Below are 25,358 nucleotides of genomic sequence, written 5' to 3'. Positions count from 1 at the left end.
AGCTCACATTATAACAAAAGGTCTTTAAAATAAGCTATTCTGGCTATAAATTTAAAAATTTACAGCCAAGAAAATTTAAGAGATTATTTCAGAGATTAGCGTATCTATTGCTAAATTTGTAGCCTTATTTATCGTATCAAAAATAGTACTTGAGCTTGGATCTGGACAAAAAATTTCTTTTGTGATCATGCCTGATTTTAGCGAGGCGTTTGCGTTAAATAGCTCGTAAGCTAGCGAAACTTCGGCTTTGTCGCCTCTTATTTGAAGTGAGATGATACTAACTTTTAGCCTAAGATCCTTTGCATTTGGTGAAAATATAGGCTTTGCAGCGCAGTTTGAGTAAAGCCCTTTTACAAGTGATTTATAGATCATCTCGCTTGGCTCTGATACAAATTTAGCGTCACTTAGGTATCTTATCTTGTTGTTTTCAGCGACGATTAGGATCTTTCTGGTATCAACCATATCAAGGGCGCTTACGTTTTCTATGAAGACATTTTTAAGCTCTTTTTGCTTATTTTCAGCCGAGCACTCTTTGTTTGAGTAGTGAATTTCATACATAGTTGCCACTGGCACGTCGGTCTTTAGCGAGCAGCCAAAAAATAAAAACGCAGCTGCTAAAAAGATTAAATTTCTCATTTTTTATCTCCTTTGTCATTTGGCACTGGATTTGTGAAGAAAAACTCGTAAGGATTATCTTCAAGTCTTTGAAGCGCACCCCTAAACTCACGAAGCGTCTTGTCAAATCCATTTAAAAACTCGCTAGCCTCTCTAAGTAGTGGTGAGAGCGTATTTCTAAGGTCATACTCGCCGTTTTTTACCTTTTGAGTGACGATATCTTGAAGAGAGCTATAGCCACTGACGGCTGAATTTGCTGAAACAAAAACTGAATTTGCACTAGCAATTAGCTTGTTTAAATTTTTAACCAGTTCTTTTGTGTCGGTTTTGTTTAAAGTATCTGTAAAATTTTTCACATTTTTAACGATACTATCAACCTCACTTAGTCCCTCTTCGTCTGTTAAAACTTGTGTAAATTTATCAATATTTTTAAGGACTGACTCTACGTGAGCGATATTTTCAGGCGAGAAAAAGTTATCGACTTTATCAAGTGTTTGATTTATCTTTAAAGTAATGTTTTCAGCGTTGTTTCCAAGCTTTGAAAAGAGGCTCTCTTCAAGCTGTAAGATAGGCTTTTGGCCTGATGCAAAGTCTTTTGTGCCACGGCTTATATTTATACTAGCAACGCCACTAATAGCCTGAACTTCGATACTTGCAATACTGTCAGCCTTTATAGGCAGATCTTCTCTTATCTTCATCGTGATATTTATAAGAGCATTCTTGTCATCGACAAAATTTATATTACTGACCGTTCCAGCTGGTACACCGATAAATTTAACTGTTGAATCTACCTTTAGACCGCTTGGTAGCTCGGTTGTATGAATGTAGTACTCTTTAAAATCAACCTTTGTATTGTTTTTGCTAGTCATCCACCAGATAAATATCGCAAATGCTGTAAGGCAAGCCATAAAAAACATACCGACAATAGTATAAGAATTTCTATTTTCCATCTATTTTTTCCTCATTTTAAATAGCTCTTCAAGTGGGTTGTTTTCGAGATATTCAAGCTCTTTTATATTTCCCTCAAAGGCTATTTTTTTATTATCTATTATCAAAAATCTATCCAAAATATCAAAAATACTATCTGCATCATGAGTCACCATAACAACTGTAACTCCGATACTATCACGCAGTTCTTTTATAAGTGCGTCCATCTGGCGCGAGCTAACAGGATCAAGGCCGCTGTTTGGCTCATCTAAAAACAGTACCCTTGGACTCAGCACCAAAGCCCTTGCTAGCGCGGCTCTTTTTTTCATACCACCACTTAGCTCGCTTGGATAGAGCATAGAAACCTCTTTTTTAAGTCCAACTTTTTGTATCCAAAACATCGCTATCTCGTCGATCTGATGCTTGTTAAATTTAGAGTACTCATGAAGTAAAACGCCCACATTGTCAAGGATCGTCATCGAGCTATAAAGTGCGCCAAATTGAAACATCGTCCCACTTTTTAGCTTAATCTCTTGCTGCTCATCAGAGCCGCTTTTCCACATATTAACACCGTCAAAAAATATATCGCCCTCGCTTGGCTTTTTTAGATATATCATCGTCTTCATAAGCGTCGTTTTGCCAGCGCCACTGCCACCTAAAAAGCCATAAATTTCAGCCTCTTTTACGCTCCAGCTCACGTTATCGTGCATTATCTTATCGCCATAACACGTAGTTATGTTTTTTCCAACTATTATTTCATTCATATCTTTAGCCACATAAAAATTATTGCGAAAAACGCATCAAGCGCGATGACCCAAAATATCGCATTTACGACGCTAACTGTTGTCATTGCTCCAAGGCTTTGGGCATTTTGACTAACGCCAAATCCCCTCATGCAGCCAATTATTGCTATTACTGCGCCAAAAAATGGAGCCTTTATCATACCAACAGCAAAGTGTCTAAGCTCGACCATCTCGCGAAATCTATTTAGATAGTCGCTAAAGCTGATATCAAGTATCGTTTGGCAAATAATCATCTGTCCTAAGATGCTTATCGCGTCAGCTATAAAGATAATGACAGGCACGCAAAGCACCATCGCGATGATGCGCGGCAAGACCAAGAAGTTAAATGGCTCAAAGCCCATTGTCTTCATCGCATCTATTTCCTCAGTTAGCTTCATAGCGCCAATTTGAGCAGTAAAACTAGAGGCTGATCTACCCGCGATGACGATAGCAGCGATGAGTGGGGCCACCTCTCTAAGCGTTAGCATACCCATGATCTCTACTATAAATATACTTGCCCCAAAGCTTGCAAGCATCGCACTGCCAAGATAGGCAAGCACAACACCTATCAAAAAAGCGGTGAGTGAAACGATAAAAACGGCATTTACGCCGCCATCTTTTATGTAGTTACTAAATTCTCTAAATCTAAGACTGGCTGGATTAAATAAAATTTTTACACTTTTAATCAAAAATTCGCCCAAAAATGTACCAAACTCAGCTAAATTTACAAAACCTTCACAAATTTTTTCACCAAGTCGTGAGAAAAAATTTAGACTATTATGCGGTGGCATGTAATTAAAATCGATCTTTTCATCATTTAAAAGTTCGCCCATCGCCCTTATCTTCTCGTCATTTATAATAATCTCAAATTTCTTACCGTTTAGTGCATTTCTTAAAAGTATCAAAACAGCGTAATCAACACTTTTGAGCTCGCTAAAATCAAATTTAACACTACCTCTAAATCGTGAAATTTTCTTAAAAATACCTTGTAAATTTTTCGCATCTTTATAGCTAAACTCACCTATAAATTTTATAGTCTGAGTGCCATTTGCTTTGGTAAAAATGATGTCATTTCTCTTTTGCAAAAAGTTCCTTTGCCTTAAAATTAGCGGATTATACTATAAATTTGTTAAAATAGAAAATCAGAAAATAAGGGATAACAATGAAATTTGAAGTTATAAAAAAAGATGGTAACGCAAGACGTGGCATCCTAACAACTGCCCATAGTATTATACAAACGCCGGTTTTTATGCCAGTTGGCACGGTTGGCGCGGTTAAAAGCTTAGACGCCTTTGATATGAGTGAAATTTTAGACGCAAAAATAATCCTAGCAAATACCTACCACATGTATCTGCGCCCTGGTAGCAAGGTCGTGCGCGAGTTTGGCGGACTTCATGGATTTTCTAAATTTGAGCGCTCGTTTTTAACTGATAGCGGTGGATTTCAAGCATTCTCGCTTAGATCAAATACCAAAAACGACGATGGTGGGATAAAATTTAAAAGCCATATCGACGGCAGCACGCACTATTTTACGCCAAGATCCGTTCTTGATACGCAGTACGATCTAGGTAGCGACATTATGATGATACTTGATGATCTGGTCGCCTTGCCTGCTGAGCCAAAAAGAATCGATCTAAGCATAAAACGAACGATAAAATGGGCAAAAGAGGCGATTGATTATCACAAATTTATGCAAAGCAAGGGCGTTGGCTTGCAGCAAAATATCTTTGGCATCGTCCAAGGCGGCACCGACTATGAGGCACGTAAATTTTGCGCGCAGGCGCTAGACGAGATGCCATTTGACGGCCTTGCGATAGGTGGGCTAAGCGTTGGCGAGAGCAATGAGGCGATGTATGACACAGTTGAGGCGGTTATGCCATTTATGGATAAGCTAAGACCGCGTTATCTAATGGGCGTTGGCACACCTGAAGATCTCGTGGAAAACGTGGAGCGAGGCGTTGATATGTTTGACTGCGTCATGCCAACAAGAAATGCAAGAAACGGCACACTCTTTACTAGCTTTGGCAAGATAAATATAAAATCAGCCAAATTTATAAACGACCACGCGCCAATCGACCCGCAGTGTCAGTGCTACACCTGCAAACGCTACTCTAGAGGCTACCTAAACCACCTTTTTAAGGCGAGAGAGCTCACATTTTTTAGGCTAGCAAGCCTTCACAACCTGCACTACTATCTAAATTTGATGAAAGAGATGAGAGAGGCAATAGAAAGAGGCGAATTTGCCAAATTTAAGAAAAATTTTTATGCTAAAAGGGTAAAAAATGAGCTATAAAAGTTCAGTTTGTGGATATTTTTATGGCGATGAATACGACTATATTTTACTTGTTTCTTTTACACAAAAACAAAGCTATAAATTTTTATTTAAAAATGGCAAGATTTATAAAGAAGACCTTGATCACGAATGCGATAAAAACGAGTTTGAAGCGGCCCTTAAAAAACTATGTAATGAATATGCAAATAAAATTTTAGAGCATCAAGATGAGCTAAATGAGTATGAAAAAATTTATGCTAGTCGAAAAAACTTTAATCAATTTATCAAAAGACACCACTTTTTAAAATACGAGATTAGAAAATTTCAAAACAAGATATCTCACTTTTATGAGACACTTTCGATTTGTCAAAGTGAGCAACAAAATTTAAAAAAGGAGCTTAAAAATAGTACTCATGAGGCAAATGTTTTTAGAACAATGGCCAATGAGTATGCCTGCAGAATTGATGATATTTATACATTTATACAAAGTATAAAAAACGACAAAATCAATCAAAATATTTACATTTTGACAATGATCTCAGCTGTAATGCTACCACTAAATCTAATAACTGGGTTTTTTGGCATGAATACACAAGGCTTGCCATTTAATGAAACTAAAAATGCCACCATGATAGTTGTGTCAATAATGTTTGGAGTGATTCTTTGTTGTGTTGTTTTTTTATTTTGGTATACAAATAAGAAGAAGTAGAAAATAAATAAATTTAGTATATGAGGTATCTGAAACTTTATATAGAAATTTTTTATATATTTTAAATTTTTATAGACTAGTGGTAAAAACAATAAAAATAAATAGATTTTTTAATATTAAAAAACAAAAAAATATTTAAAAAAATTAAATTTAAAAAGAAGATTAAAAGTCCTGAATAGACTTCAGGACAGATAGTAAGATTATTTTCTAAGTTCGCGGATTTTAGCAGCTTTACCACGAAGGTCACGTAGATAGAATAATTTAGCTCTTCTAACACGACCTTTTCTAAGAACTTTTATCTCTTCGATTGAGTCACTAAAGATTGGAAAAATTCTCTCAACGCCAACACTATTAGCGCCAATTTTTCTAATGATAAATGTTTCGCCGGTACCACTACCACGTCTAGCTATACAAATACCTTCAAAATTTTGAATTCTAGTTTTATCGCCTTCGTGAATACGAGTAGCAACGCGTAATGTATCTCCTGCACGGAAGTCAGGAATATTTTTACTAGCAATTTGAGCATTTTCAAATGCTTCAATGTATTTATTTCTCATGTTTTTCCTTATTTATGTGGCTTAAGCTTTTGATACAAATCAGGGCGAAAGAACCTTGTTTTGCAGTGAGCCATCTTATTTTTTAAAATGTGGATTTTAGCATGGTTACCCTTTAAAAACTCTGAAACCACAAAGATTAATCTAAAATTATCAGGCTTTGTAAAAGATGGGGCTTCAAGCAAATTATCCTCAAAACTCTCAACCTCAAGGCTCATATCGTTTCCTAAAACTCCAGGTATATTTCTTGATATTGCATCACTCATACAAAGCGCAGGAAGCTCTCCGCCAGTTAAAATAAAATCACCTATACAAAAAACTTCATCTGCCCAAAGCTCAACAACTCGTTCATCAAGGCCCTCATATCTACTGCAAACAAAACAAATATGTTTTTTTTTGGAGAGCCTCTTTGCATCATTTTGATTAAATTTTTTACCAGCTGGTGTCAAAAAAATCACATGAGTATTTCTATCTTTTCTCTTTACTTCTTTTATAGTGTCATCTAAAGGTTGCGGAAACATTAAAAGCCCTGCTCCGCCTCCTATCATATAATCATCAACTTTATTATGCTTATCTTTAGTAAAATTTCTTGGATTTATAAAATCAATTTCAATAAATTTATTACTAATCGCACGTTTTAAAATAGAATCGCAAAAGTAAGGTTTAACTAAATTTTCAAAAAGTGTAATAAATGTAAATTTCATGAATTTTCCAAGATGTCTTTCGATCCTTTTACTAAAATCTCCCCACTATTCAAATTTACACTTACGATAAAATGCTCTAAATATGGAATGTAAAAATTCCTTGGCTTGCCATTATTAATAAGTCTTTCATCTGTTTTTATATATAAAAGCGAATTAGCAAAATTATCCTGAATATCTTCTACAATACCCAAAATTTCTCCATTTTCTACAACCCTTAAACCTATGATATCAAATTGAAAAAATTCATCTTTTTTTAATTCGCAGTTTTTTCTAGTTAGTTCTTTTGTGGTGTAGATAGTTTTATTTACAAGTGTCTTAGCAAGGTCTAAGTCATCAAAATTTTCAAACAAAACCAGCTCTTTTTGTCTGTTATAGTCTTTTATGGTGAGCTGATAATTGTTTTTATCAAAAAAGGTTGCGCCTTTTTTAAACTGTTCTGGGAAGTCGCTCTTATTGTGAAGCTTTAAGTAGCCCTTTAAACCAACACATCTTCCGATGGTAGCGACTTCAATAATATCACTATTCAATAGCTTTTACCGTTACTCTATAGCTTGTATTATCTTTAGCTTTACAACCAATAATAACGGTCTTTATAGCGTTTATCATTTTGCCATCTTTACCGATAAGTTTTCCTGTATCAACCTTGTCGGCACTTATAATTATCTCAGCAAAATTTTCACCAAGTTCCTGACGATCAACACTTACTTTATCAGGAAAATCAGCAATCAACTTGGCATATTCGTATAAAAAATTTTTAACCATTATTTTGTAATTTGTGCAACTCTATCGCTAAGTTTAGCACCAACACTTTTCCAGTAATCTAATCTCTCTTTGTTGAAATTTATAACATTTGGCTCAACCATAGGATTGTAATAGCCAATACTTTCTATCCAGCCACTATCACGCCTTTTTCTACTATCTGTAACAACTATACGATAAAAAGGTCTTTTTTTGCGTCCCATTCTTGTTAGTCTTACTACTGTTGCCATATTATATTTCTCCTCTTGTTTTTAAATAAAGCTTAAATTTAGATAACAAATATCCAAATTTAAACCCTTTTATCAAACAGGTCTTTTTAAATTTACTTGAGAAAGCATATTTGCAAGTCCTTTTGCTCCACCTTTTCCTGAAAATTTCTTAGCAAGTTTTGAGGCATTTTCAAACTGCTTTAAAAATCGATTTACCTCTATCTGAGAAAGTCCAGAACCAGCCGCTAAACGTCTTTTTCTACTATTGTTTAAAAGTTCAGGATTTTCACGCTCCTTTTGCGTCATAGAGTTTATCATGGCTTTAATATGTAAAATTTCTTTTGAATTATCAAGGTCTATATCTTTTATTTGATTTGCAATACTTGAAAGTCCAGGTATCATCCCCATCAAAGACTTCATACTACCAAGCTTTTTAACGCTTTCCATTTGATCCAAAAAGTCATTAAAGTTAAACTGACCTTTTTTTATCTTTTGATTTAGGCGTTTTGCCTCTTTTTCATCGATAATAGTCGATGTTTTCTCTACCAAAGTGGCCAAGTCACCCTCGCCCATTATACGGCTTACAATGCGATCTGGTATAAAACTCTCGATATCAGCTATTTTCTCGCCAGTACCGACAAATCTAAGTGGAATATTTAGCTGTTTTGCGATGCTGATAGCTACGCCACCTTTTGAGTCAGAGTCAAATTTAGAAAGGATAACTCCAGAAATTCCCAAAATTTCATTAAAACTTGTAGCTGTTTTTACTGCGTCTTGACCACTCATAGCGTCAGCCACGTAGAAAATTTCATGTGGATTTATTGCATTTTTTACATCTTTTATCTCTTGCATCAACTTCTCATCAATTGCAAGACGACCAGCAGTATCCACTAAAAGCACATCATAAAGACCACTTTTTGCTTTTTCTAGTGCTTCTTTTGCTACTTCTATAGGATTATTTTCATTTTCTATATAAAAAAGATCGATATCATTTGCAACACAAAGCTGTCTTAGCTGCTCAACTGCCGCTAATCTTTGCAAGTCACAAGCCGCAACTAAAACTTTTTTCTTTCTTAGTTTTAGATAGTTTGCAAGCTTGATAGTTGTCGTTGTTTTACCGCTACCTTGCAAACCAGCCATCAAAACAATGGTCGGTGCAACTGGCGCATAGACAAAGCCTTGGTTGCCAGGAGCTGTTAAAATAGTTGTCAAATTTGATTTGATCGCATCTAAGAAATTCTTTTGACCAACGCCAGTTTGTTTTAGCTCGCTTTCGATAGATGTGAGCAGATCTTTGGTGACTTTATGGTGAACATCAGCTTTTAAAAGAGCTTTTTTGAGCACGTCAAGTGCGTTTTTTAGAGCTTTTTCGTCATCTACAAAACGTATCTTGCTAACGGCTAATCTAAAAGACTCGCTAATTTGTTCGAACACTAATCACCTTTCTAAGTTATTATTAAAGGGCGTATATTACTAAATAATTTCTTTATTGCTCTTTAAATTTCAAATTTATTAGACAGCTCAAATCCAAGAGAGTTAAATTCTTTTGGGATCGGCGCTTTAAATTTATAGTTTAAAAGAGCGATAAAATAGGCATGCAAAAACATTCTATTTGCCCTATTTTTGCCGTATTTCTCATCGCCAACGATAGGTAAATTTAAACTAGCCAAATGCACTCTTATCTGGTGGGTTCTGCCTGTTTTTATGGCAACTTTTACCAGCGTTTTTTTACCTGCGACCATAAGCGGTGAAATTTCACTGATCGCCTCTTTGCCTTCTTTTGAGATCTTTGAAAAGGCGCCATTTTTATTTTTTATCGTTAAGATCGGCTCATTTACGACCACTTCCTCGCTCATGATGCCCCTAACTGCAGCCACGTAAATTTTCTCAACCTTCATCTTTTTAAACTCATTTATGGCAAGTGTTGCAAACTCGTCATTTTTCACAAGAAGCAGCACGCCGCTTGTGTCTTTATCGAGCCTGTGAAGGAGTGGAAATTTATACATTTGACTGATTTTTTCGCTAGTTATGGCAGCAGGCTTATTAATGGCTATTAAATTTTCATCTTCAAAGATGACACTTGGTTTTGGCATCTCTTCGACGCTAAATTTAGTATTTTCGCTCATCAGTGCACGAGCGATCATCACCTTTTGCCCCTTGGCATAGACTAGCCCGCTGTCGATTAGCTCCTTTGCCTCGTTGTTTGAAATGTTTTTTTGTTTGGCTAAAATTTTATACGCTTTTTCTTCACTCATAAAGTGCTCCTTATATCTTCTATGATCACATCAGCGCTGGCCTGTACGGCAATATTGCTCTTTTTAGCGCCACTATCTATTATGCCGCCTATTTCGCTAGCCTTTGCGATATAAATGTTTTCAACTAAGCTAAATAACGCCTTTTGGTTAAATATAAACTCGCCACTTATTATCACTGGGTTAAATTGTGCGCACTCGATTGGATTATGCCCGCCGATATTTGGCACAAAACTGCCTCCAAGCACTACTATATCGCTAATGACATAGACATTTACAAGCTCACCTAAAGTGTCAAGCAAATTTATCTTTGCTTTAAAATTATGTGTTTGACTAAATTTTGCAAAGCTAAAATCATGCTTTTTAGCGTAGTCACCTGCTATCTTCTCAACCTCTGCGAACCTCTCAGGATGGCGTGGTGCGATAATTAAAAGATCGTTTTCTTGTAAATTTAAATTTTCTAAAATCATCTCTTCTTCGCCCGCATGCGTACTTGCCAGCACGATCACTCTAGCTTTTGGTTTTTCATAAACTCTACTCACACTTGGCAAAAACGCAGCTTTTATGTTGCCAACGACCTCTATTTTACCTGCTCCAAGCGACTTTAGCCTCTCTTTATCAAGCTCACTTTGGGCATAAATTTTGTCTATAAATTTAAAAAGATACCTATAAAAAAAGCCAAATTTTAAATAACTTTTATAGCTTCTATCTGAAATTCTAGCGTTTATCAGTATCACACGGCTGCCTTTTAGCTTTGCCATGAAAACTAGCATAAGCCAAAGCTCAGCCTCAAAAATAACTAAAATTTTGCTCTTTTTTAGCCAAAATGGCAAAAAAATTTCAAATGGCAAAAATCTCGTGTTAGAACAAATTTTACTTGCCGCTTCAAAGCCCGTATTAGTCACAACGCTTATGGCTTTGCTGTTAAATTTTTGCATCAAAGGCTTAAGAGCTTGTACCTCGCCAAACGAACAAGCGTGAAAATGCACATCTGCATCTTGAAATTTAGGATTATTAAAGAGGAAAAAACGTGCTGGAATCGACTTATGATACTTTTTTTTAAAACTTAAAATAAATAGTAGGATAGCCCCAAATAGATAGAGTATTGAGGCTAGAAAGTAATATATTATTATCACGAAATGTGTTATTGCTCTTGTTTGTATAAAATTCTACCACAATGCGGACATGTAACGATATCTTCGCCCTTGATAACAGCAGAGAAAGTTTTGTCGTTTATCTGCATAAAGCAACCATAACAAGCTTGTTTTTTTACAGGAACAACGGCTGTGTTATGAGCCCATTTTCTAATTTTTTCATAAAATGCGAGAATTTTTTGATTCATAGTGGCGATAAGTTTGTCTTTTTTAGCATAAACTTCTTTACGTTCTTTTTCGATATTTTCAAGCTCAGATGAAGTTTTGCTTTTTATATTTTTTAAATTCTCTTCAAGTTCAACTTTTTTTGAACCAAGCTCATCTTTTTGACTGTTTTTACTATCTATTAGCTTCTCAAGTCTAGCAATCTCTTCATTTGCAGCCTCAAGTTGCTCTTTTGCAATATCTTCTTCAAGACTTAGAGCTTTTATCTCCTTTTCGCTTTTTGCACTTGAACTTTTTTTAGCTACATCTTTTATCTTAGCACTAAATTCTGCGATATGAGCATTTGTACCTGATTTTTGAGATTTTAAGTCATTTACCTCTTCATCTAGTCTTTCTATATTAACCGTTATAGTTTCGCACTCTTCTTCTATATTTTTATAAGCCTTTTCTATGTCTTGAATGCGTGGTATAAAGCCATCTATTTGTTTATCAAGATCAGATAATTCAACTAATTGTTGTAAGTATTTATTCATAATGTTTCCTTTTTTTGTTAGCAATATGTAAATGGATTTTTAGAATTGCGTATTATAACTTCAATTTTCAGATTTTGCAAATATTTTGCTAAAAAATCACCAAAATAACGTTCACTTTCATAATGATTTATATCGATTAAATTTAGCCCATTTTCCTTTGCATAAAGAGCTTGATGATACTTTAGATCACCAGTCAAAAAGGCATCTGCTTTGGCATCTTGGATAAGATCTCCACCACTTCCGGTGCAGATACAAATTTTAGAAATTTCATCTTTTGCATGAACCACTCTTAAATTTTCTAGCCCAAGCTTCTCTTTTACAAATTTGCAAAGCTCATTAAATTTCATCTTCACATCAGCGTAGATCAAAAACCCCTCTTTGCTTGAAATTTCAAGCCCCAAAATCTGCGTTACAAATTTTTCACTTAAAAATGCAAGGTCAGCATTTGTATGAAGCGAGATGAGCGAGATATTTTTTATCATCATCTCCCTTATGAGTGAGCTTGGATAAAGGCTGTAGTCTAGGTTTTTTAGCCCCTTAAAAATAAGCGGATGATGAGTGATAATAAGCGAATTTGGCAATACACTTTGCAAAAGTTCGCTATCCAAATCAAGGCTTAGATAAATTCGCTCAAATTCGCTATCAAATGAGCCAACTTGAAGGCCACTATTATCCCAAGACTCTTGGCTCGCAAACGGGCAAATTTCATCTAGAATTTTATAAATTTCAGCTATTTTCATAAAATTTTACTTTTGCTCTAGGCTCTCTTTATAAGTTAGCGCACACTCTTTGGCCAGCTCGCGGATTTTTAGGATGTAGTCTTGCCTTTGCGTTACACTAATCGCTCCGCGCGCGTCAAGGACGTTAAATGTGTGAGCCGCAAGCATGCAGTAGTCATAAGCTGGCAGTGAAATTTTAGCCTCTAAGCAGCGTTTGCACTCGTTAAATGCGTTTTCAAACTGGTTAAAAAGCATATCAACATTTGCTACTTCGAAGTTGTATTTGCTCCACTCATACTCGCCTTGTTTATGCACGTCGGCGTAGGTTACGATGTTGCCATTAGAGTCGTCCCAAACGATGTCATAGACGCTATTTACATCTTGGAGATACATGGCCAAACGTTCAAGGCCATATGTTATCTCACCAGAGATCAGCTCGCATGCGATGCCACCCACTTGCTGAAAATAGGTAAACTGCGTTACTTCCATACCGTCCAGCCAAACCTCCCAGCCAAGTCCCCAAGCGCCTAGCGTCGGGCTCTCCCAGTTATCCTCGATGAAGCGGATGTCGTGATCTTTTAAATTTAACCCAAGCTTTTCAAGGCTTTTTAGATAAAGCTCTTGGATATTTTCTGGGCTTGGTTTTATAAGCACCTGAAACTGATAATAAGCACCCAGGCGGTTTGGGTTTTCGCCGTATCTGCCATCAGTCGGACGGCGGCTTGGAGCTACGTATGCAGTCGCCCACGGCTTTGGTCCGAGGCTTCTTAAAAATGTCGCTTGGTGATATGTTCCAGCACCAGCAGGCATGTCGTATGGCTGAAGTATAACGCAACCTTGCTCTTGCCAATAGTTTTGAAGGGTTAATATTATTTGTGAAAATGTCATTGCTTTCCTTTTAAAATTTTACTTTACATAGTGTATAACTGCACCAGGTCCTAGCGGTAGATCAAAAATGTACCAAAATGACATTAGTGCTGTCCAAGAAATTAAAAATGCAACCGTATAAGGAAGCATAATAGAAACTACTGATCCGATTTTTAACTCTTTATTGTATTTTTGCATAAAAGCTACTATCAAAACAAAAAACGGCATCAAAGGCGTTATGATATTTGTAGTAGAGTCGCCTATTCTAAAAGCAGCCTGTGTAAGCTCTGGTGAAAGTCCAAGATTCATAAACATTGGTACAAAAATTGGAGCCATCATCGCCCACTTTGCAGAATCAACAGCTATAAATAAATTTATAAAAGCGATCAAGAAAATAAAAACTATAATAAGGCTAAGTCCAGTTAATCCGATCTCTTTTAGAAAAATGGAACCTTTGATAGAAAGCACTAGCCCAATATTTGAGGTATTAAAAAGATATGTAAATTGGGCTGCAAAAAATATCAAAACCAAAAATCCTGATAGCTCAGAGATAGATTGTTCCATAAATTTTATGGCGTCATTACTACTTTTTATACTCCTGGCGCCTACACCGTAAGCTACACCTACCACTATAAAAAGCAACATCATAAAAACAACAATAGAATGCATAAAAGTAGATTTCATAAAGCTTTCATTACCTTTTGCTCCGAATAAAGAGCCTGAAGGCAAAATAGTCACAAGCAATAAAATCACAAAAACAATCAACGCTATAAGTGAAAATTTTAAGCCACGTTTTTGCTCTGCGCTTATCTCGCTATGCTCTTTCAGGCTAAAATCACCCAAAAAATCAAATTTACCAAGCCTAGGCTCTACGATTTTATCTGTCACAAACCAGCCAACAAATACGATCAAAAATGTCGAAGCGATCATAAAGTACCAATTTGCAGTTGCTAATACTACATAATCTGGATTTAACACGCTAGCTGCTTGCATAGAAAATGCCGCAAACATAGGGTCATTTGTACCGATTAATAAATTTGCCGACCAGCCACCGCTAACACCAGCAAAAGCAGCAGCTAGTCCAGCAATTGGATGGCGACCAAATCCAGCAAATAAAATAGCTCCAAGCGGGATTAGCACAACATAGCCAACCGAGGAAGCAACATTTGACATTACACCAAGGAAAATAACGATTGGAGTTACCCATATTTTGGAAGATTTTAAGGCAATCTTTGTTATAAGTGCTGACAAAAGCCCGGACTTGTCTGCAATACCAATGCCTAGAATAATCGCAAAAACTACTCCCAAAGGATAAAAATTAGTAAAATTTTTAAGCACAGATGAAACAAAAGATCTAAGACTGTCAGCAGAAAGCAAATTTATAACATTTGCATTAAGCTGTGATATTTGTCCGTCTTTGATAGCCTGATAGCTTACGCCAACACCCATCTTTTCTAACACAAACGATATTATTATCGTAATAATCGAAAGATATATAAAAAGCATAGTTGGATTTGGCAATTTGTTACCAAAATTTTCGATAAAACTTAAGATTGAACTATTATTTTTTTTATTCATTTTACCTAACCTAAAATAGATATAAAAATTTTTATCTCGTCGCTACCGTAAAGCTCAAAGTCCGTTTCATAGGCTCTTTTTAGCTCACTACTTTCAAAATATTTCCAAATTTCACCCCAAAATTTTGCAACATTTTGCGGCTCTCTTGCAAAACTAAAAACGGCGTATTTGCCACTTTTTATCTCTAGAATTTCATCACTTTTGTGGCTTGATCTTGTGCCGATGAAGTTATCGTAATGTCCATTAAGATCGCTTTCATAGTTGCAGTAAACGCTATAAATTTCACTCTTGCCATCATAGTGCTCACTCATAAATTTAGACCATAGAGCTGGAATTTTACCCTTGCCACCTATCTCATCTTCATTTTTAGTGCGAGTTTTTACTCCGTAAATTTCAAAGCTATCATCTAAATTTATAATCTTCATAAACTACTTTTGTCCGTTAAAATTTTCAACCGCTTGGTTCCACATTAGCTTGTATTTTCGTTTTAGAAATTCAACTTCATCTTGTGAAATTTTAAGCTGTTTTGTAAGCGTCTCGACCGTTTTTCTATCTTCATCATAGAGCTCTTGCATCGAAATGAGCGCCTCTTTTAAAAATTTATTCTCATTTCTTAAGGTTTCAAGCGTCTCATCCTTTGCGTCAAGCACCTTTTCGTGTAAATTTAATATCGTTCCGATCGTCTTTTCAACAAAGCTGATACCATCTTGGCTTTGCGGCTGCAAAGATAAATTTTGCGAAACACTAGGCACAACACTCATTGTTCCTTCGCTCGCTTCTATCAAAATTTCTCCATTTTCCTCTTTGGTTTTCAAAACGCCACGATTTATCATATCTTCGATAACTTCACGCTCCAAGTGCACAAGTTTGCAAAATTCATCAACACCAAGATAGGTCTGCACCGCTTCTCCTTTTTACAGTATCACTTCAACCTTTGAAGAATCTTCCTCTAAAGCCTTTATCTTCGCCTCTCTGTCAGCTTTTAGAGCACTTGCTAACCCCTCATCTTCAAGGGCTAAAATTTGCACCGCAAGATAGGCTGCATTTATCGCACCAGCCTTGCCGATAGCCAAGGTCGCCACTGGCATGCCACTTGGCATTTGCACAGTTGAGTAAAGTGCATCAACGCCGCTAAGAGCTGAGCCCGCCATTGGTATGCCGATCACTGGTTTTGTAGTATTTGCAGCGATCGCTCCAGCTAGGTGAGCTGCCATACCAGCAGCTGCGATAAAGACTTTTGCGCCCTTTTTCTCAGCATTTGCAACGTACTCACTAGTTCTTTTTGGACTTCTGTGGGCTGAGCTGATTATCAGTTCATATTTTACGCCAAATTTCTCCAGAGTCTTTGCCGCCTCGCTAACGATCTCATAGTCACTTTTACTTCCCATTATAATAGAAACAAATTTCATATTTTCTCCCTTAAAAAGCTAAATTTTGGTAGCTTAACACCAAGGCTTATCTCATTTTCATTGCCGCTATGAATTTCACTCATAATCTTGCCTTTTTTGGTGATGAGCTGCTTAAATTTGATAAATTTCTTGCCCTCTTGTGAATAAACCTTTGAGATTTCATTTTCACTATCTTCTATAACCGATCCAGTAGGAGCCACGATCTCGTAGCTATTGCCTGGAAAAATTTTATATTTACACTTAAAAAACTCGCCATCTTCGCTTATTGCATTTACCTGATGTGTGCCCTCTTCTAGACTGCTAACGTGATTTTGTGTATCGGTTCGTTCATAAGGTCTATGCACTAAGTATCCATCCGTAAAGCCACGATTTTTTAGTGTATTTATTTCGTTTTCATAAATTTGTGCGTCAAATTTATCATCCATAGCATCATCTATCGCCATTTTATAGGCTCTTGCTGTGCAAGCTGCGTAGTACTCGCTCTTTGTGCGACCTTCTATTTTTAGGCTATCTATTACACCACTATCAACGATCTCTTTGATGTGCGATATTAGGCAAAGATCTTTTGAGTTCATAATATGAGTGCCGTGCTCGTCTTCCTCTAGGCGGAAAAGCACACCACTCTCTTCGTTTTTAGCGTAGAGTTCGTATTTAAACCTACAATCATTTGCGCAGCTACCGCGATTTGACATACGTCCGCTTTGCACTGAGCTCACCAAACACCTACCAGAGTAAGCAAAGCACATCGAGCCATGGACAAAAATTTCAATATCAAGAGTTGGAATTTCTTCTTTTATCTTTATGACATCTTTTAAGTTCATCTCGCGTGCTACGACGATACGTTTTGCACCCATATCGTGATAAATTTTTGCATCAAGCACGTTCATAACGTTTGCCTGAGTTGAGAGATGTATCTCGATATCAGGAGCGATGGCTTTTGCTAAACTCATAACGCCTGGAGTTGCGATGATAAAGGCATCTGGCTTCATAGCCGAGATAGTCTGCAAGTGCCTTTTTAGTGGCTCTATCTGAGAGTTAAAAGGAAAGGCATTTATGGTCGCATAAAATTTCTTTCCCTTTGCATGTGTGTAGTCTATCGCCTCCTTGAATGTTTCAAGGTTAAACTCCCTTGCTGATCTAGTCCTTAGTGAAAAGCTAGCCACAGAGCCATAAACTGCGTCGGCTCCATACTCAAGGGCGATTTTAAGTTTTGTTAAATTTCCAGCTGGAGATAAAAGCTCAGGCCTTTTTAGCACTATTTTTTACCCAAACTTTCTATCAAGGCTTCGATATCGTCGTTGCTCACAAGATTTTCAGTCGTTGTATCACCAGCGATGTGAACAGCAGAGCTAACACGCTTATCATCCTCAATTTTACCTTCAAACAAGGTATTCATATATTTACTTAGCGCTCTCATAACATTGATAACACGCTCGATCTTTTGTCTATGAATGTCTTGATACTGCATCATATCCATAGCCATCATTATCTCATCTTGTCCCATTTGTAAATTTCCGATGATATTATCGATCGTGCCAAGAAGTGAGTTATTTTTCTCCAAAGCCTCGCTAAATGCGGCGATATTTGGAAATTTCTCACTTAGCGTCGTAAATAGCTCAATATTTGAGCTTATTGTGTCTTTTAGGCTATTTGAGTCACTCTCAGCGTCCATAAAAAAGTTATTTATTGTCTCAAGCTTGTCAAACATCTGAGTAGCTTTTTCTTCGCTATCTCTTGTTACGTCATCAAGCTGATGCACCATTTTATGGTCTTCAGTCGGTGGTGGTGGTGGCCAAACACCATCTGCACTTACTCTATAATTTTCTGCATTCTTTGAATTACTTTCTGATTTTGACTGTGGCTCATCTTTAGTATCGATTGCTTCTGCAACTTCTGTTACCTCGTCTGTTTCCTCTTTGACGTCCGCAACCTCTTGGCCAGCATCTTCTTTAGCATTATCTAACTCATCATCTAGTCCACCTGCCATAAGTGCGTCAAGTTCCTCTTGGGTCATAAAAGCTCCTAATAAAATTTGGCTTGATTATATAGGATTTAAATAAAAAGTAAGTTTAAAGGCAATGCTTTTATCTTTAAATTTATAAATTTTTAGATAGCATTTTTAAAAATAAACGACCTTAAAAGGCTAAAAATGACCGTCGATCTTCACAACCACACGCCACTTTGCAAACACGCAGTTGGCGAGCCAAGAGAGTATGTACAAAACGCAATAAAAGCTGGTACAAAATACTTTGGTTTTAGCGATCACGCACCGATGAACTACGATGAAGCTTACAGAATGAGCTTTGATGAAATGCAAGACTATGAAGATGAAATTTTACATTTAAGAGATGAATTTAGCGGTGAGATAGAAATTTTGCTTGGCTATGAGATGGATTTTTTAGATGGATTTATGGATGAGCGAGTTTTTGCTAGAAAGGTCGATTATCTGATAGGCTCTGTGCATTTTTTTAATGGCTGGGCATTTGACAATCCAGAATTTATCGGTGGCTACGAGGGCAAAGACTTGGATCAAATTTGGCAAGAGTATTTTGATCATGTAGAAAGATCGGCTAAGCTTGGCAAATTTGACATTATGGGGCACATTGATCTTTTAAAACTTTTTAAATTTTTACCAAAAAAGGATGTTAGAATTTTGGCTAAAAATGCAGTAAATGCGATAAAAGAAGCAAATTTAGTTGTTGAGATAAATGCCGCTGGCTTTAGAAAACCTATCGGCGAGCAATATCCAAGCGTAAATTTACTTGAACTAATAGCCGAAAAAGATATAACCATCACCTTTGGCTCAGACGCTCACGCAAAAGAAGATATCGGTAAAAATGGTGAAATTTGCGAGCAAATAGCTAGAGATTTAGGTTATTCAAAATGTGCTATTTTTAAAAATAGAGATAGAGAATTAGTAAAATTTTAGATTGGGTTCAAATAAAATATAAATTTAATCTTAAATATTAGGTTTTATGATAGAATACGAAAAATTTAAAAATTAAAAGGAGAAAAAAGTGGGAAAATTCGTCCAAAATATAGATCATTTTTTTGATTTTTGTAAAGAAAATGAAGTCAAATTTGTAGATTTTAGATTTACTGATTTAGGTGGTGCTTGGCATAGTATTAGCTACAACATAAAAGCTGTTACAAAAGAAAATTTTATAAATGGCATCCCGATGGACGCTAGCTCTATGCATGGCTGGCAACCAATTGATAAGAGCGACATGATAATGAAACCAGAAGCTACAACTGCATTTTTAGACCCATTTACTTCTGATATTACAGTCGTTGTTTTTTGCGATATTTACGACATTTATAAGGGTCAAATTTATGAAAAATGCCCTCGCTCAATAGCCAAAAGAGCAATGCAATATGTAAAAGATAGTGGTCTTGGCGATGAGGCGTATTTTGGCCCTGAGAATGAATTTTTTGTCTTTGACAACGTCAAAATCATCGATAGCCCAAACTGCGCGATGTATCAAGTAGATAGCGAAGAAGGCGAGTGGAACGATGATACTGACTTTAAAGATAGCTACAACACAGGTCATCGCCCACGCAGAAAAGGCGGCTACTTGATGACTCAACCAATCGACAGCATGGTAGATCTAAGAGCCGAGATGATGCAAGTTCTAGAGCAAGTTGGTCTTGAAGTCTTTTTAGGACACCACGAAGTTGCTCAAGGACAAGGTGAGATCGGCGTGAAATTTGGTAACTTAGTCGAAGCCGCCGATAATGTCCAAATTTATAAATACGTCGTTCGCATGGTCGCTCACCTAAACGGCAAGACAGTTACATTTATGCCAAAACCACTTTATGGCGATAACGGAAGCGGCATGCACGTTCATCAATCAGTCTGGAAAGATGGTAAAAATTTATTCTATAAAGAGGGCAACTACGCAAATTTAAGTGATTTCGCAAGATACTACATTGGTGGCGTTTTAAAGCACGCAAGAAGCGTTGCAGCCTTCACAAACCCAAGCACAAACAGCTACAAACGCCTAATCCCAGGCTTTGAAGCGCCATCTATCCTCACCTACTCTAGCCAAAACCGCTCAGCAAGTATCCGCATACCTTATGGTTCAGGCGAAAAGTCAGTTAGGGCCGAGATGAGATTTCCAGATAGCACAGCAAACCCTTATCTAGCCTTCTCGGCAATGTTAATGGCAGGACTTGACGGCGTCAAAAACAAATACGAGCCAGTTGGTCCGATGGATGAAAATTTATTTAAACTTCACCTAGATGAGATCAGAGAGCGTGGCATAGAGCAGCTTCCACACACACTTCGTGGTAGCCTTGAAGCGCTAATTCGCGATAATGAATACTTAAAACCAATAATGACCGATCTTTTCATAGATACCTATCAACACTTCAAATTTGAAACTCAAGTTTGGCCTTACGAAGCGCGCCCAACCGCTTATGAGTTTAAAACCTGCTTCTCTTGCTAAAAGAAGTTTACTTTATGATGCCTTGATTTCTCAGGGCATCTTTTACTTTAAAATATTTTTCAACAAATACATATAAATATACTAAATATTTAACATAAAATTTTATGTATTTTTATTATAAATTTTAAATCTATACAGCTATGGATCATTATAAAAAGGGATATTTTTTATATTTTTTGCAAATACACTAGAAATTTTATGCAAATCTATAAAAATTTATCCGCCATTACTAAACTAAAATAAAAAATTTTAAAGCCAATTAAATATATAAATAATCATAAATTTATGCCTTTTTTTATAAAATCCTTGAACTTTATAAAAAGGATACCGCATTGCAAGCACTAGCTTTAAAATATCGCCCTAAAAATTTTGATGAACTTATTGGTCAAGAAGCAGTTAGTAAAAGTCTTATACACGCACTTGACAAGGGTCGTATAAGCCACGCATATCTATTTTCTGGACTTAGAGGCAGTGGTAAAACTTCAAGTGCCAGGATATTTTCAAAAGCTCTAGTATGCGAAAAAGGACCTACTTCAAAGCCATGTGAAGTATGCCCACAATGCATAATGGCAAATGAGTCAAGACATATGGACATCATCGAAATGGACGCAGCTAGCCACAGAAAGATAGATGACATAAGAGAGCTAATAGAGCAAACAAAATATGCTCCAGCAATGGCAAGATATAAAATTTTTATAATCGATGAAGTGCATATGCTAACCAAAGAGGCATTTAATGCTCTTTTAAAAACGCTTGAAGAGCCGCCAAGCTATGTAAAATTTATCCTGGCGACGACTGATCCATTAAAACTCCCAACAACGGTGCTTTCAAGAACACAGCATTTTAGGTTTAAGCAAATAAGCAGATACAGCATCATTAAACATCTTGAGTTTATTTTAAGCAAAGAAGGCATTAGCTACGAAAAAGAGGCACTTGAAATTTTAGCAAGAAGTGGCGGAGGATCGCTAAGAGATACTTTGACACTTCTTGATCAAGCTATCATTTACGGGGCAAATAATGTCACGGCAAATGGCGTAGCATCGATGTTAGGACTTCTTGATCCAGAAAAGATCGAAGAGATAATAGCTCATGTTTTAAATCATGATAAAAATGCTATCAGAGTGCTTGTAAGCGAACTTGAAAGCTATGATCCAGAGATGATAATAGATGAAATTTTGGCAAATTTAAAGCAAAAATTTATAGAAAATGACTCAAAAATTTCACTACTTGTTTATGAGAGATTTTTTAGGATTTTGGCACAAGCTAAAGGTATGTTAAACGTAAGTAGCGACAATGGCTTTGTACTAATGCTAATGCTTTTTATGATGATAGAAGCTCTAAATTTACAAGATATCGATGACGCTATAAATGAAGTGATCTCAAAAAATAGCGAAAATTCCACTCAAATCACAGAAGTCATCACTCAAAAAAGCCAAGCAGCTCCTGCTAAAATGCAAGGTCCATACGAACTTTTCTTAACAAAAATTTATGATAGAAATTACGATCTTGGCGAGTTTTTTAAAGAATTTGTAGAATTTAGCTTCTTTAATAATAATGAGCTTGGACTGATAGTAAATGCAAAAGATGAAAATCTTGAATATTTTAAGAAAAATTGGAAAATTTTAAATGAGATATTGCGTACGCTTTTTGGACAAAATGCAAAGATAGTAAATGCAAAGAGCGATGAACAAAAAGCACAAACTAATACGCCTAAAGCCTCTTTAGAAAACAATGAAAAAAGCGAACTAGACGAGCTTGATGAGGAAATTTCAAGACTAAATGCAAATAACGTTGAAACTAAAAATGAGCCAAAAACCGAAATAAAAAGCGAACTGCAAAACGAGAAAAATAACTTTACTTTGATACTAAATAAAGAGCCAAAAACGCCAGAAGAGCTTCAAAGACAAAGAGAACAAGGGGCTCTAAAAGAGGCCAATAGACTTTTTGGCGAGCCAACGATTGAGAGCTAAATTTTATCTTTATTAGACCCTGCTCTTTTTTTTAGAGCTTCTTTTTTGCGAAGCTCTAACTTATAAGCTTCATTTAGCGAATCTTCATCGTCCAAATTTGCTCCGTCTAAAAATTTTCGGTAGTCCTCAAATTGCTTATTTTTTATCCCCCAAAGCACGCCAAAAAGCAAAAATGCCCCTATCAAAACTGAGATAAAAACTAGCATCGCAAGTGTTGCACTATCCATTATTTTTCCTTAAATTTCCTAACAATATAAAGCGAGTTTAAGATAACACTTAGTGAGCTAAGCGACATAAAAAGTGCAGCAAATAGCGGAATGACATAGCCACACACAGCAAATGGCACAGCAAGAACATTATAAAGAAGACAAAAGAGCAAATTTTGCTTTATCGTTTTGTAAGTAAATTTTGAGATTTTTATGGCCTTTGCTAGACTTTTTAAACTATCATCAAGTAGCACTACATCGCTTCTTTCTAAGCTTATTACCGCCCCGCTTCCCATACAAATGGCAACATGAGCAAGGCTAAGTGCTGCTGCGTCGTTTATGCCGTCCCCTACCATTAGCACCTTTTTGCCCTGCTCTTTTAGTTTGCTTATAAATTTAGCTTTCATTTCAGGCAACATCTCTGCTCTAAACTCACTCACGCCAAGCTCATCTGCCACATTTTTTACCACTTTTTGCACATCTCCACTTAAGATACACACTTTCATGCCAGCGCTCTTTAGCTCGTCTATCAAGGTCTTTGCCTCGGGTTTTACGCTATCTTTTAGGTAAAATTTCGCCACTAGCTCACCATTAAGCCCCACAAAAAAGCTCACATTTTCTTCAGCTTCATCAAAACTAATACCATTTTCAACTAAAAATCGTTTGCTTCCTGCATAAAATTTTTTACCTGAAATTTCAGCCTCAACACCCTTTGCCACGCTTAAATTTGTATTTTTAAGCTCTATTTTCCTTGCACCTTTTTGCTTTAGAAATTTAGCCACTGCCACGCTTATTTGATGATTTGATATAAGAGCTAGCGAATAAATTTCATCTAAGCTTATGCTCTCTTTTATGAAAAAATCACTAACTTCAAATTCTGCCTTTGTGAGCGTACCAGTCTTATCAAATACCGCTACATCGCACTTTGCAAGGCTTTCAAAAAATTTAGCCTCCTTAAAAAGCACTCTATTTTTAAAAGCTACACCAAGAGCGCAAACACTACTAACTGGCGTGGCAAGCGCAAGCGCACAAGGGCAAGCGATCACGATGACGCTAACAGCCGTGACGATAGCTTCTGAAAAGCCAAATTTAAAGTACCAAAACCAAAATGTAAAAAATGCCAAAGTCAGCACGCTAAGAGAAAATTTAGAAGCGATTTTATTGACTACTAGCTCGATATTTGGCTTTTTTAGCTCTGCATTTTGGAGCAAATTTATGAGCTGATTTAGATAAGAATTTTTAAAAATTTTCTTTGCTTCGTAGATGATTTGTCCATTTTGGCAAATAACACCACTTTTCACCTCTTGCCCTACTCCCAAGGTCACAGGCAGGCTCTCTCCAGTTAGACTTGAGCTATCCACACTTGCCTCACCACTAAGCACCGCTCCATCAAGTAGCGCCCTCTCGCCTGATCTAAGCACGATCTTTTCGCCCAAATTTACATCTCTTGGCTCTTTTAAAATATCCTTACCATCTTCTAAAACGCACACCTTTGCAAGCAGCATATCATTTAAGAAATTTGAAATCTCAAGCGCCTTTTTCTTACCCAAAATTTCTAAAAATTTACCGATAAAAACAAAGGTGATGATCATCGCAACTGAGTCAAAATAGCTCTCACCACTCCTCGTAAACATCGCAAAAATGGAGTAGATATAGGTTATGCTAGCTCCGGTGATAACAAGCAGATCCATATTTGGTGAAGCATTTTTAATGGCTATCTTTGCCCCTTTGAAAAACTCGCTACCAGTATAAAAAAGTACAGGCGTTGCTAATACAAACTGCGCAAAGCTTAAAATATCTTTTATATCACCTCTTATACCACTAAAATACCCACTATACTGAGCAATAGCTAGCCACATAATATTCATCGTAGCAAAGATACCAACTAGCGCTTTTGTGTAAAATTTTCTTCTTTTCTTAGCTAGTTCATCCTCTTTTTGACTCGTAGCATAGGGCTTTGGGACATAACCAACGGCATAAATTTTTTCAATTATCTGCTCTACCAAAAGCTCCTGCTCATCAAAAACAATAACCGCTTTTTGATTAAGCGAGTTAATATTTACCTCCAAGACGCCAGGCAAGCTAAAAAGTGCCTTTTCAAGTAGCCAGATGCAAGCTGAGCAAGTGATACCATCGATTAAAAATGAAATTTGACTAAAGTCGCCCTCTTTTGTCACAAGCTCACTAAAATTTGCCGCTAAATTTTTGATATTTGCACCGTTGCTCGCCGGTGTAAGTGTATTTTTACCAAGACGTTCATAAAACTCACTAAGCCCATTTTCATTTAAAATTTCATAAACACCTTTGCAACCAGCGCAGCAAAATTTAAGTCCGCTTTCATTTGAGATCATCACGCTTTCATCAAATTTTAATCTACAATGAGCACATCTACTTTGTGGCATTTTTACTTTCTTTTATCTAAAATTTTTTACCAATATTATTGCATCACATGCCTATTACACACCATATAAATTTATGGTAGGTAAACTGCAAAAATAGGCACAAATTTCTTCTTTTGTTACCGTT

28 protein-coding genes are annotated in these 25,358 nt (G+C 36.4%); 5 read left to right on the top strand and 23 right to left on the bottom strand.

The genetic code is table 11. The annotated features are described in order from the left end of the window. Positions 1-75 precede the first annotated feature (75 nt). The 4 genes from CYP51_RS02645 to CYP51_RS02630 are packed head-to-tail and all read right to left on the bottom strand — an operon-like array spanning position 76 to position 3,409. Positions 76-636 (bottom strand): ABC-type transport auxiliary lipoprotein family protein, encoded by a 561-nt coding sequence (locus CYP51_RS02645; RefSeq protein ID WP_054196588.1) that lies wholly within the window; start codon positions 634-636, stop codon positions 76-78. Next, on the bottom strand, positions 633-1,565 hold the full coding sequence (locus CYP51_RS02640; protein ID WP_103624267.1) for an MlaD family protein: 933 nt from the start codon (positions 1,563-1,565) through the stop codon (positions 633-635). The genes CYP51_RS02645 and CYP51_RS02640 overlap by 4 nt, the downstream gene beginning before the upstream one ends. Beyond that, positions 1,566-2,306: an ABC transporter ATP-binding protein gene (locus tag CYP51_RS02635; protein ID WP_103624266.1), complete on the bottom strand. Its 741-nt coding sequence runs from the start codon at positions 2,304-2,306 to the stop codon at positions 1,566-1,568. After that, on the bottom strand, positions 2,303-3,409 hold the full coding sequence (locus CYP51_RS02630; protein ID WP_103624265.1) for an MlaE family ABC transporter permease: 1,107 nt from the start codon (positions 3,407-3,409) through the stop codon (positions 2,303-2,305). The genes CYP51_RS02635 and CYP51_RS02630 overlap by 4 nt, the downstream gene beginning before the upstream one ends. Positions 3,410-3,486: 77 nt before the next feature. Here CYP51_RS02630 and tgt point away from each other — a divergent pair, with 77 nt between their 5' ends. Beyond that, positions 3,487-4,617 carry a tRNA guanosine(34) transglycosylase Tgt gene (tgt, locus tag CYP51_RS02625; RefSeq protein WP_103624264.1) on the top strand — a complete coding sequence of 377 codons (1,131 nt, stop codon included), beginning with the start codon at positions 3,487-3,489 and terminating at the stop codon, positions 4,615-4,617. Continuing rightward, complete coding sequence (locus CYP51_RS02620) at positions 4,607-5,305, top strand: CorA family divalent cation transporter (RefSeq protein ID WP_103624263.1); 699 nt, start codon at positions 4,607-4,609, stop codon at positions 5,303-5,305. Before tgt ends, CYP51_RS02620 begins: the two co-directional genes overlap by 11 nt. Positions 5,306-5,505: 200 nt before the next feature. Here the strand turns inward: CYP51_RS02620 and rplS are convergent, their stop codons facing one another. The 17 genes from rplS to CYP51_RS02535 form a co-directional block, all read right to left on the bottom strand. Next, a complete protein-coding gene (gene rplS / locus CYP51_RS02615; protein WP_021090978.1) occupies positions 5,506-5,862 on the bottom strand; it encodes a 50S ribosomal protein L19 in 357 nt (118 codons plus the stop codon). A gap of 8 nt (positions 5,863-5,870) precedes the next feature. Beyond that, positions 5,871-6,563, bottom strand: a complete 693-nt coding sequence (trmD, locus tag CYP51_RS02610; RefSeq protein WP_103624262.1) for a tRNA (guanosine(37)-N1)-methyltransferase TrmD — start codon at positions 6,561-6,563, stop codon at positions 5,871-5,873. Further along, the gene (rimM, locus tag CYP51_RS02605) at positions 6,560-7,090 is read right to left on the bottom strand and encodes a ribosome maturation factor RimM (protein ID WP_103624261.1); all 531 of its coding nucleotides are present in this window, start codon (positions 7,088-7,090) and stop codon (positions 6,560-6,562) included. Before rimM ends, trmD begins: the two co-directional genes overlap by 4 nt. Further along, positions 7,083-7,325: a KH domain-containing protein gene (locus CYP51_RS02600; RefSeq protein WP_072594183.1), complete on the bottom strand. Its 243-nt coding sequence runs from the start codon at positions 7,323-7,325 to the stop codon at positions 7,083-7,085. The genes rimM and CYP51_RS02600 overlap by 8 nt, the downstream gene beginning before the upstream one ends. After that, positions 7,325-7,552 (bottom strand): 30S ribosomal protein S16, encoded by a 228-nt coding sequence (gene rpsP, locus CYP51_RS02595; protein WP_009293992.1) that lies wholly within the window; start codon positions 7,550-7,552, stop codon positions 7,325-7,327. The genes CYP51_RS02600 and rpsP overlap by 1 nt, the downstream gene beginning before the upstream one ends. A 72-nt stretch (positions 7,553-7,624) precedes the next feature. Further along, on the bottom strand, positions 7,625-8,965 hold the full coding sequence (gene ffh / locus CYP51_RS02590) for a signal recognition particle protein (protein ID WP_103560341.1): 1,341 nt from the start codon (positions 8,963-8,965) through the stop codon (positions 7,625-7,627). A gap of 62 nt (positions 8,966-9,027) precedes the next feature. Then, entirely contained in the window at positions 9,028-9,786 is a 759-nt protein-coding gene (locus tag CYP51_RS02585; RefSeq protein WP_103624260.1) for an RluA family pseudouridine synthase, read from the bottom strand. After that, positions 9,783-10,919, bottom strand: a complete 1,137-nt coding sequence (waaA, locus tag CYP51_RS02580) for a lipid IV(A) 3-deoxy-D-manno-octulosonic acid transferase (RefSeq protein WP_103624259.1) — start codon at positions 10,917-10,919, stop codon at positions 9,783-9,785. Before waaA ends, CYP51_RS02585 begins: the two co-directional genes overlap by 4 nt. An 8-nt stretch (positions 10,920-10,927) precedes the next feature. Next, positions 10,928-11,635, bottom strand: coding sequence for a zinc ribbon domain-containing protein (locus CYP51_RS02575; protein WP_103624258.1), 708 nt, complete (start codon positions 11,633-11,635; stop codon positions 10,928-10,930). Between the two features lie 17 nt (positions 11,636-11,652). Further along, the gene (locus CYP51_RS02570; RefSeq protein WP_103624257.1) at positions 11,653-12,375 is read right to left on the bottom strand and encodes a Nif3-like dinuclear metal center hexameric protein; all 723 of its coding nucleotides are present in this window, start codon (positions 12,373-12,375) and stop codon (positions 11,653-11,655) included. A 6-nt stretch (positions 12,376-12,381) separates the two neighbouring features. Then, positions 12,382-13,242 carry a glycine--tRNA ligase subunit alpha gene (gene glyQ, locus CYP51_RS02565; protein ID WP_103624256.1) on the bottom strand — a complete coding sequence of 287 codons (861 nt, stop codon included), beginning with the start codon at positions 13,240-13,242 and terminating at the stop codon, positions 12,382-12,384. 18 nt (positions 13,243-13,260) lie between these two features. After that, positions 13,261-14,799: an AbgT family transporter gene (locus CYP51_RS02560; RefSeq protein WP_103624255.1), complete on the bottom strand. Its 1,539-nt coding sequence runs from the start codon at positions 14,797-14,799 to the stop codon at positions 13,261-13,263. Between the two features lie 5 nt (positions 14,800-14,804). Then, positions 14,805-15,224, bottom strand: coding sequence for a GyrI-like domain-containing protein (locus CYP51_RS02555; protein WP_103624254.1), 420 nt, complete (start codon positions 15,222-15,224; stop codon positions 14,805-14,807). 3 nt (positions 15,225-15,227) lie between these two features. Beyond that, positions 15,228-15,701, bottom strand: coding sequence for a DUF3972 domain-containing protein (locus CYP51_RS02550; protein WP_084108020.1), 474 nt, complete (start codon positions 15,699-15,701; stop codon positions 15,228-15,230). A 12-nt stretch (positions 15,702-15,713) separates the two neighbouring features. Further along, entirely contained in the window at positions 15,714-16,208 is a 495-nt protein-coding gene (gene purE / locus CYP51_RS02545; RefSeq protein WP_021084425.1) for a 5-(carboxyamino)imidazole ribonucleotide mutase, read from the bottom strand. Beyond that, positions 16,205-17,464 carry a peptidase U32 family protein gene (locus tag CYP51_RS02540; RefSeq protein ID WP_103624253.1) on the bottom strand — a complete coding sequence of 420 codons (1,260 nt, stop codon included), beginning with the start codon at positions 17,462-17,464 and terminating at the stop codon, positions 16,205-16,207. The genes purE and CYP51_RS02540 overlap by 4 nt, the downstream gene beginning before the upstream one ends. After that, positions 17,464-18,222, bottom strand: coding sequence for a chemotaxis protein (locus CYP51_RS02535; RefSeq protein ID WP_103624252.1), 759 nt, complete (start codon positions 18,220-18,222; stop codon positions 17,464-17,466). The genes CYP51_RS02540 and CYP51_RS02535 overlap by 1 nt, the downstream gene beginning before the upstream one ends. 135 nt (positions 18,223-18,357) lie before the next feature. On the opposite strand from CYP51_RS02535, the gene CYP51_RS02530 reads away from it, so the two are divergent. The 3 genes from CYP51_RS02530 (at position 18,358) to CYP51_RS02520 (ending at position 22,626) form a co-directional block, all read left to right on the top strand. Continuing rightward, positions 18,358-19,137, top strand: coding sequence for a histidinol-phosphatase (locus tag CYP51_RS02530; RefSeq protein WP_103624251.1), 780 nt, complete (start codon positions 18,358-18,360; stop codon positions 19,135-19,137). Positions 19,138-19,225: 88 nt separating this feature from the next. Beyond that, positions 19,226-20,656, top strand: a complete 1,431-nt coding sequence (glnA, locus tag CYP51_RS02525; RefSeq protein ID WP_103624250.1) for a type I glutamate--ammonia ligase — start codon at positions 19,226-19,228, stop codon at positions 20,654-20,656. A 332-nt stretch (positions 20,657-20,988) separates the two neighbouring features. After that, positions 20,989-22,626, top strand: coding sequence for a DNA polymerase III subunit gamma/tau (locus CYP51_RS02520; protein ID WP_103624249.1), 1,638 nt, complete (start codon positions 20,989-20,991; stop codon positions 22,624-22,626). On the opposite strand, the gene ccoS is transcribed toward CYP51_RS02520, so the two are convergent. Both ccoS and CYP51_RS02510 read right to left on the bottom strand, forming a co-directional pair. Further along, entirely contained in the window at positions 22,623-22,853 is a 231-nt protein-coding gene (ccoS, locus tag CYP51_RS02515) for a cbb3-type cytochrome oxidase assembly protein CcoS (RefSeq protein ID WP_103624248.1), read from the bottom strand. The two genes, CYP51_RS02520 and ccoS, sit on opposite strands and share 4 nt — an antisense overlap. Then, positions 22,853-25,234, bottom strand: a complete 2,382-nt coding sequence (locus CYP51_RS02510) for a heavy metal translocating P-type ATPase (RefSeq protein WP_103624247.1) — start codon at positions 25,232-25,234, stop codon at positions 22,853-22,855. Before CYP51_RS02510 ends, ccoS begins: the two co-directional genes overlap by 1 nt. Positions 25,235-25,358 lie beyond the last annotated feature (124 nt).

It is taken from the genome of Campylobacter concisus (assembly GCF_002912895.1).
In the GTDB taxonomy this organism is placed as follows: domain Bacteria; phylum Campylobacterota; class Campylobacteria; order Campylobacterales; family Campylobacteraceae; genus Campylobacter_A; species Campylobacter_A concisus_G.
Note: the sequence above shows the minus strand (reverse complement) of the source record. Positions and strands in the feature narration are given on the sequence as shown.

Bases quoted from the DNA above. Each gene is read 5' to 3' on its own strand.
- CYP51_RS02645 (WP_054196588.1), bottom strand. From the start codon at position 636: ATGAGAAATTTAATCTTTTTAGCAGCTGCGTTTTTATTTTTTGGCTGC.
- CYP51_RS02640 (WP_103624267.1), bottom strand. From the start codon at position 1,565: ATGGAAAATAGAAATTCTTATACTATTGTCGGTATGTTTTTTATGGCT.
- CYP51_RS02635 (WP_103624266.1), bottom strand. From the start codon at position 2,306: ATGAATGAAATAATAGTTGGAAAAAACATAACTACGTGTTATGGCGAT.
- tgt (WP_103624264.1), top strand. From the start codon at position 3,487: ATGAAATTTGAAGTTATAAAAAAAGATGGTAACGCAAGACGTGGCATC.
- CYP51_RS02620 (WP_103624263.1), top strand. From the start codon at position 4,607: ATGAGCTATAAAAGTTCAGTTTGTGGATATTTTTATGGCGATGAATAC.
- rplS (WP_021090978.1), bottom strand. From the start codon at position 5,862: ATGAGAAATAAATACATTGAAGCATTTGAAAATGCTCAAATTGCTAGT.
- trmD (WP_103624262.1), bottom strand. From the start codon at position 6,563: ATGAAATTTACATTTATTACACTTTTTGAAAATTTAGTTAAACCTTAC.
- CYP51_RS02600 (WP_072594183.1), bottom strand. From the start codon at position 7,325: ATGGTTAAAAATTTTTTATACGAATATGCCAAGTTGATTGCTGATTTT.
- rpsP (WP_009293992.1), bottom strand. From the start codon at position 7,552: ATGGCAACAGTAGTAAGACTAACAAGAATGGGACGCAAAAAAAGACCT.
- CYP51_RS02585 (WP_103624260.1), bottom strand. From the start codon at position 9,786: ATGAGTGAAGAAAAAGCGTATAAAATTTTAGCCAAACAAAAAAACATT.
- CYP51_RS02575 (WP_103624258.1), bottom strand. From the start codon at position 11,635: ATGAATAAATACTTACAACAATTAGTTGAATTATCTGATCTTGATAAA.
- CYP51_RS02570 (WP_103624257.1), bottom strand. From the start codon at position 12,375: ATGAAAATAGCTGAAATTTATAAAATTCTAGATGAAATTTGCCCGTTT.
- glyQ (WP_103624256.1), bottom strand. From the start codon at position 13,242: ATGACATTTTCACAAATAATATTAACCCTTCAAAACTATTGGCAAGAG.
- CYP51_RS02560 (WP_103624255.1), bottom strand. From the start codon at position 14,799: ATGAATAAAAAAAATAATAGTTCAATCTTAAGTTTTATCGAAAATTTT.
- CYP51_RS02555 (WP_103624254.1), bottom strand. From the start codon at position 15,224: ATGAAGATTATAAATTTAGATGATAGCTTTGAAATTTACGGAGTAAAA.
- purE (WP_021084425.1), bottom strand. From the start codon at position 16,208: ATGAAATTTGTTTCTATTATAATGGGAAGTAAAAGTGACTATGAGATC.
- CYP51_RS02535 (WP_103624252.1), bottom strand. From the start codon at position 18,222: ATGACCCAAGAGGAACTTGACGCACTTATGGCAGGTGGACTAGATGAT.
- CYP51_RS02530 (WP_103624251.1), top strand. From the start codon at position 18,358: ATGACCGTCGATCTTCACAACCACACGCCACTTTGCAAACACGCAGTT.
- ccoS (WP_103624248.1), bottom strand. From the start codon at position 22,853: ATGGATAGTGCAACACTTGCGATGCTAGTTTTTATCTCAGTTTTGATA.
- CYP51_RS02510 (WP_103624247.1), bottom strand. From the start codon at position 25,234: ATGCCACAAAGTAGATGTGCTCATTGTAGATTAAAATTTGATGAAAGC.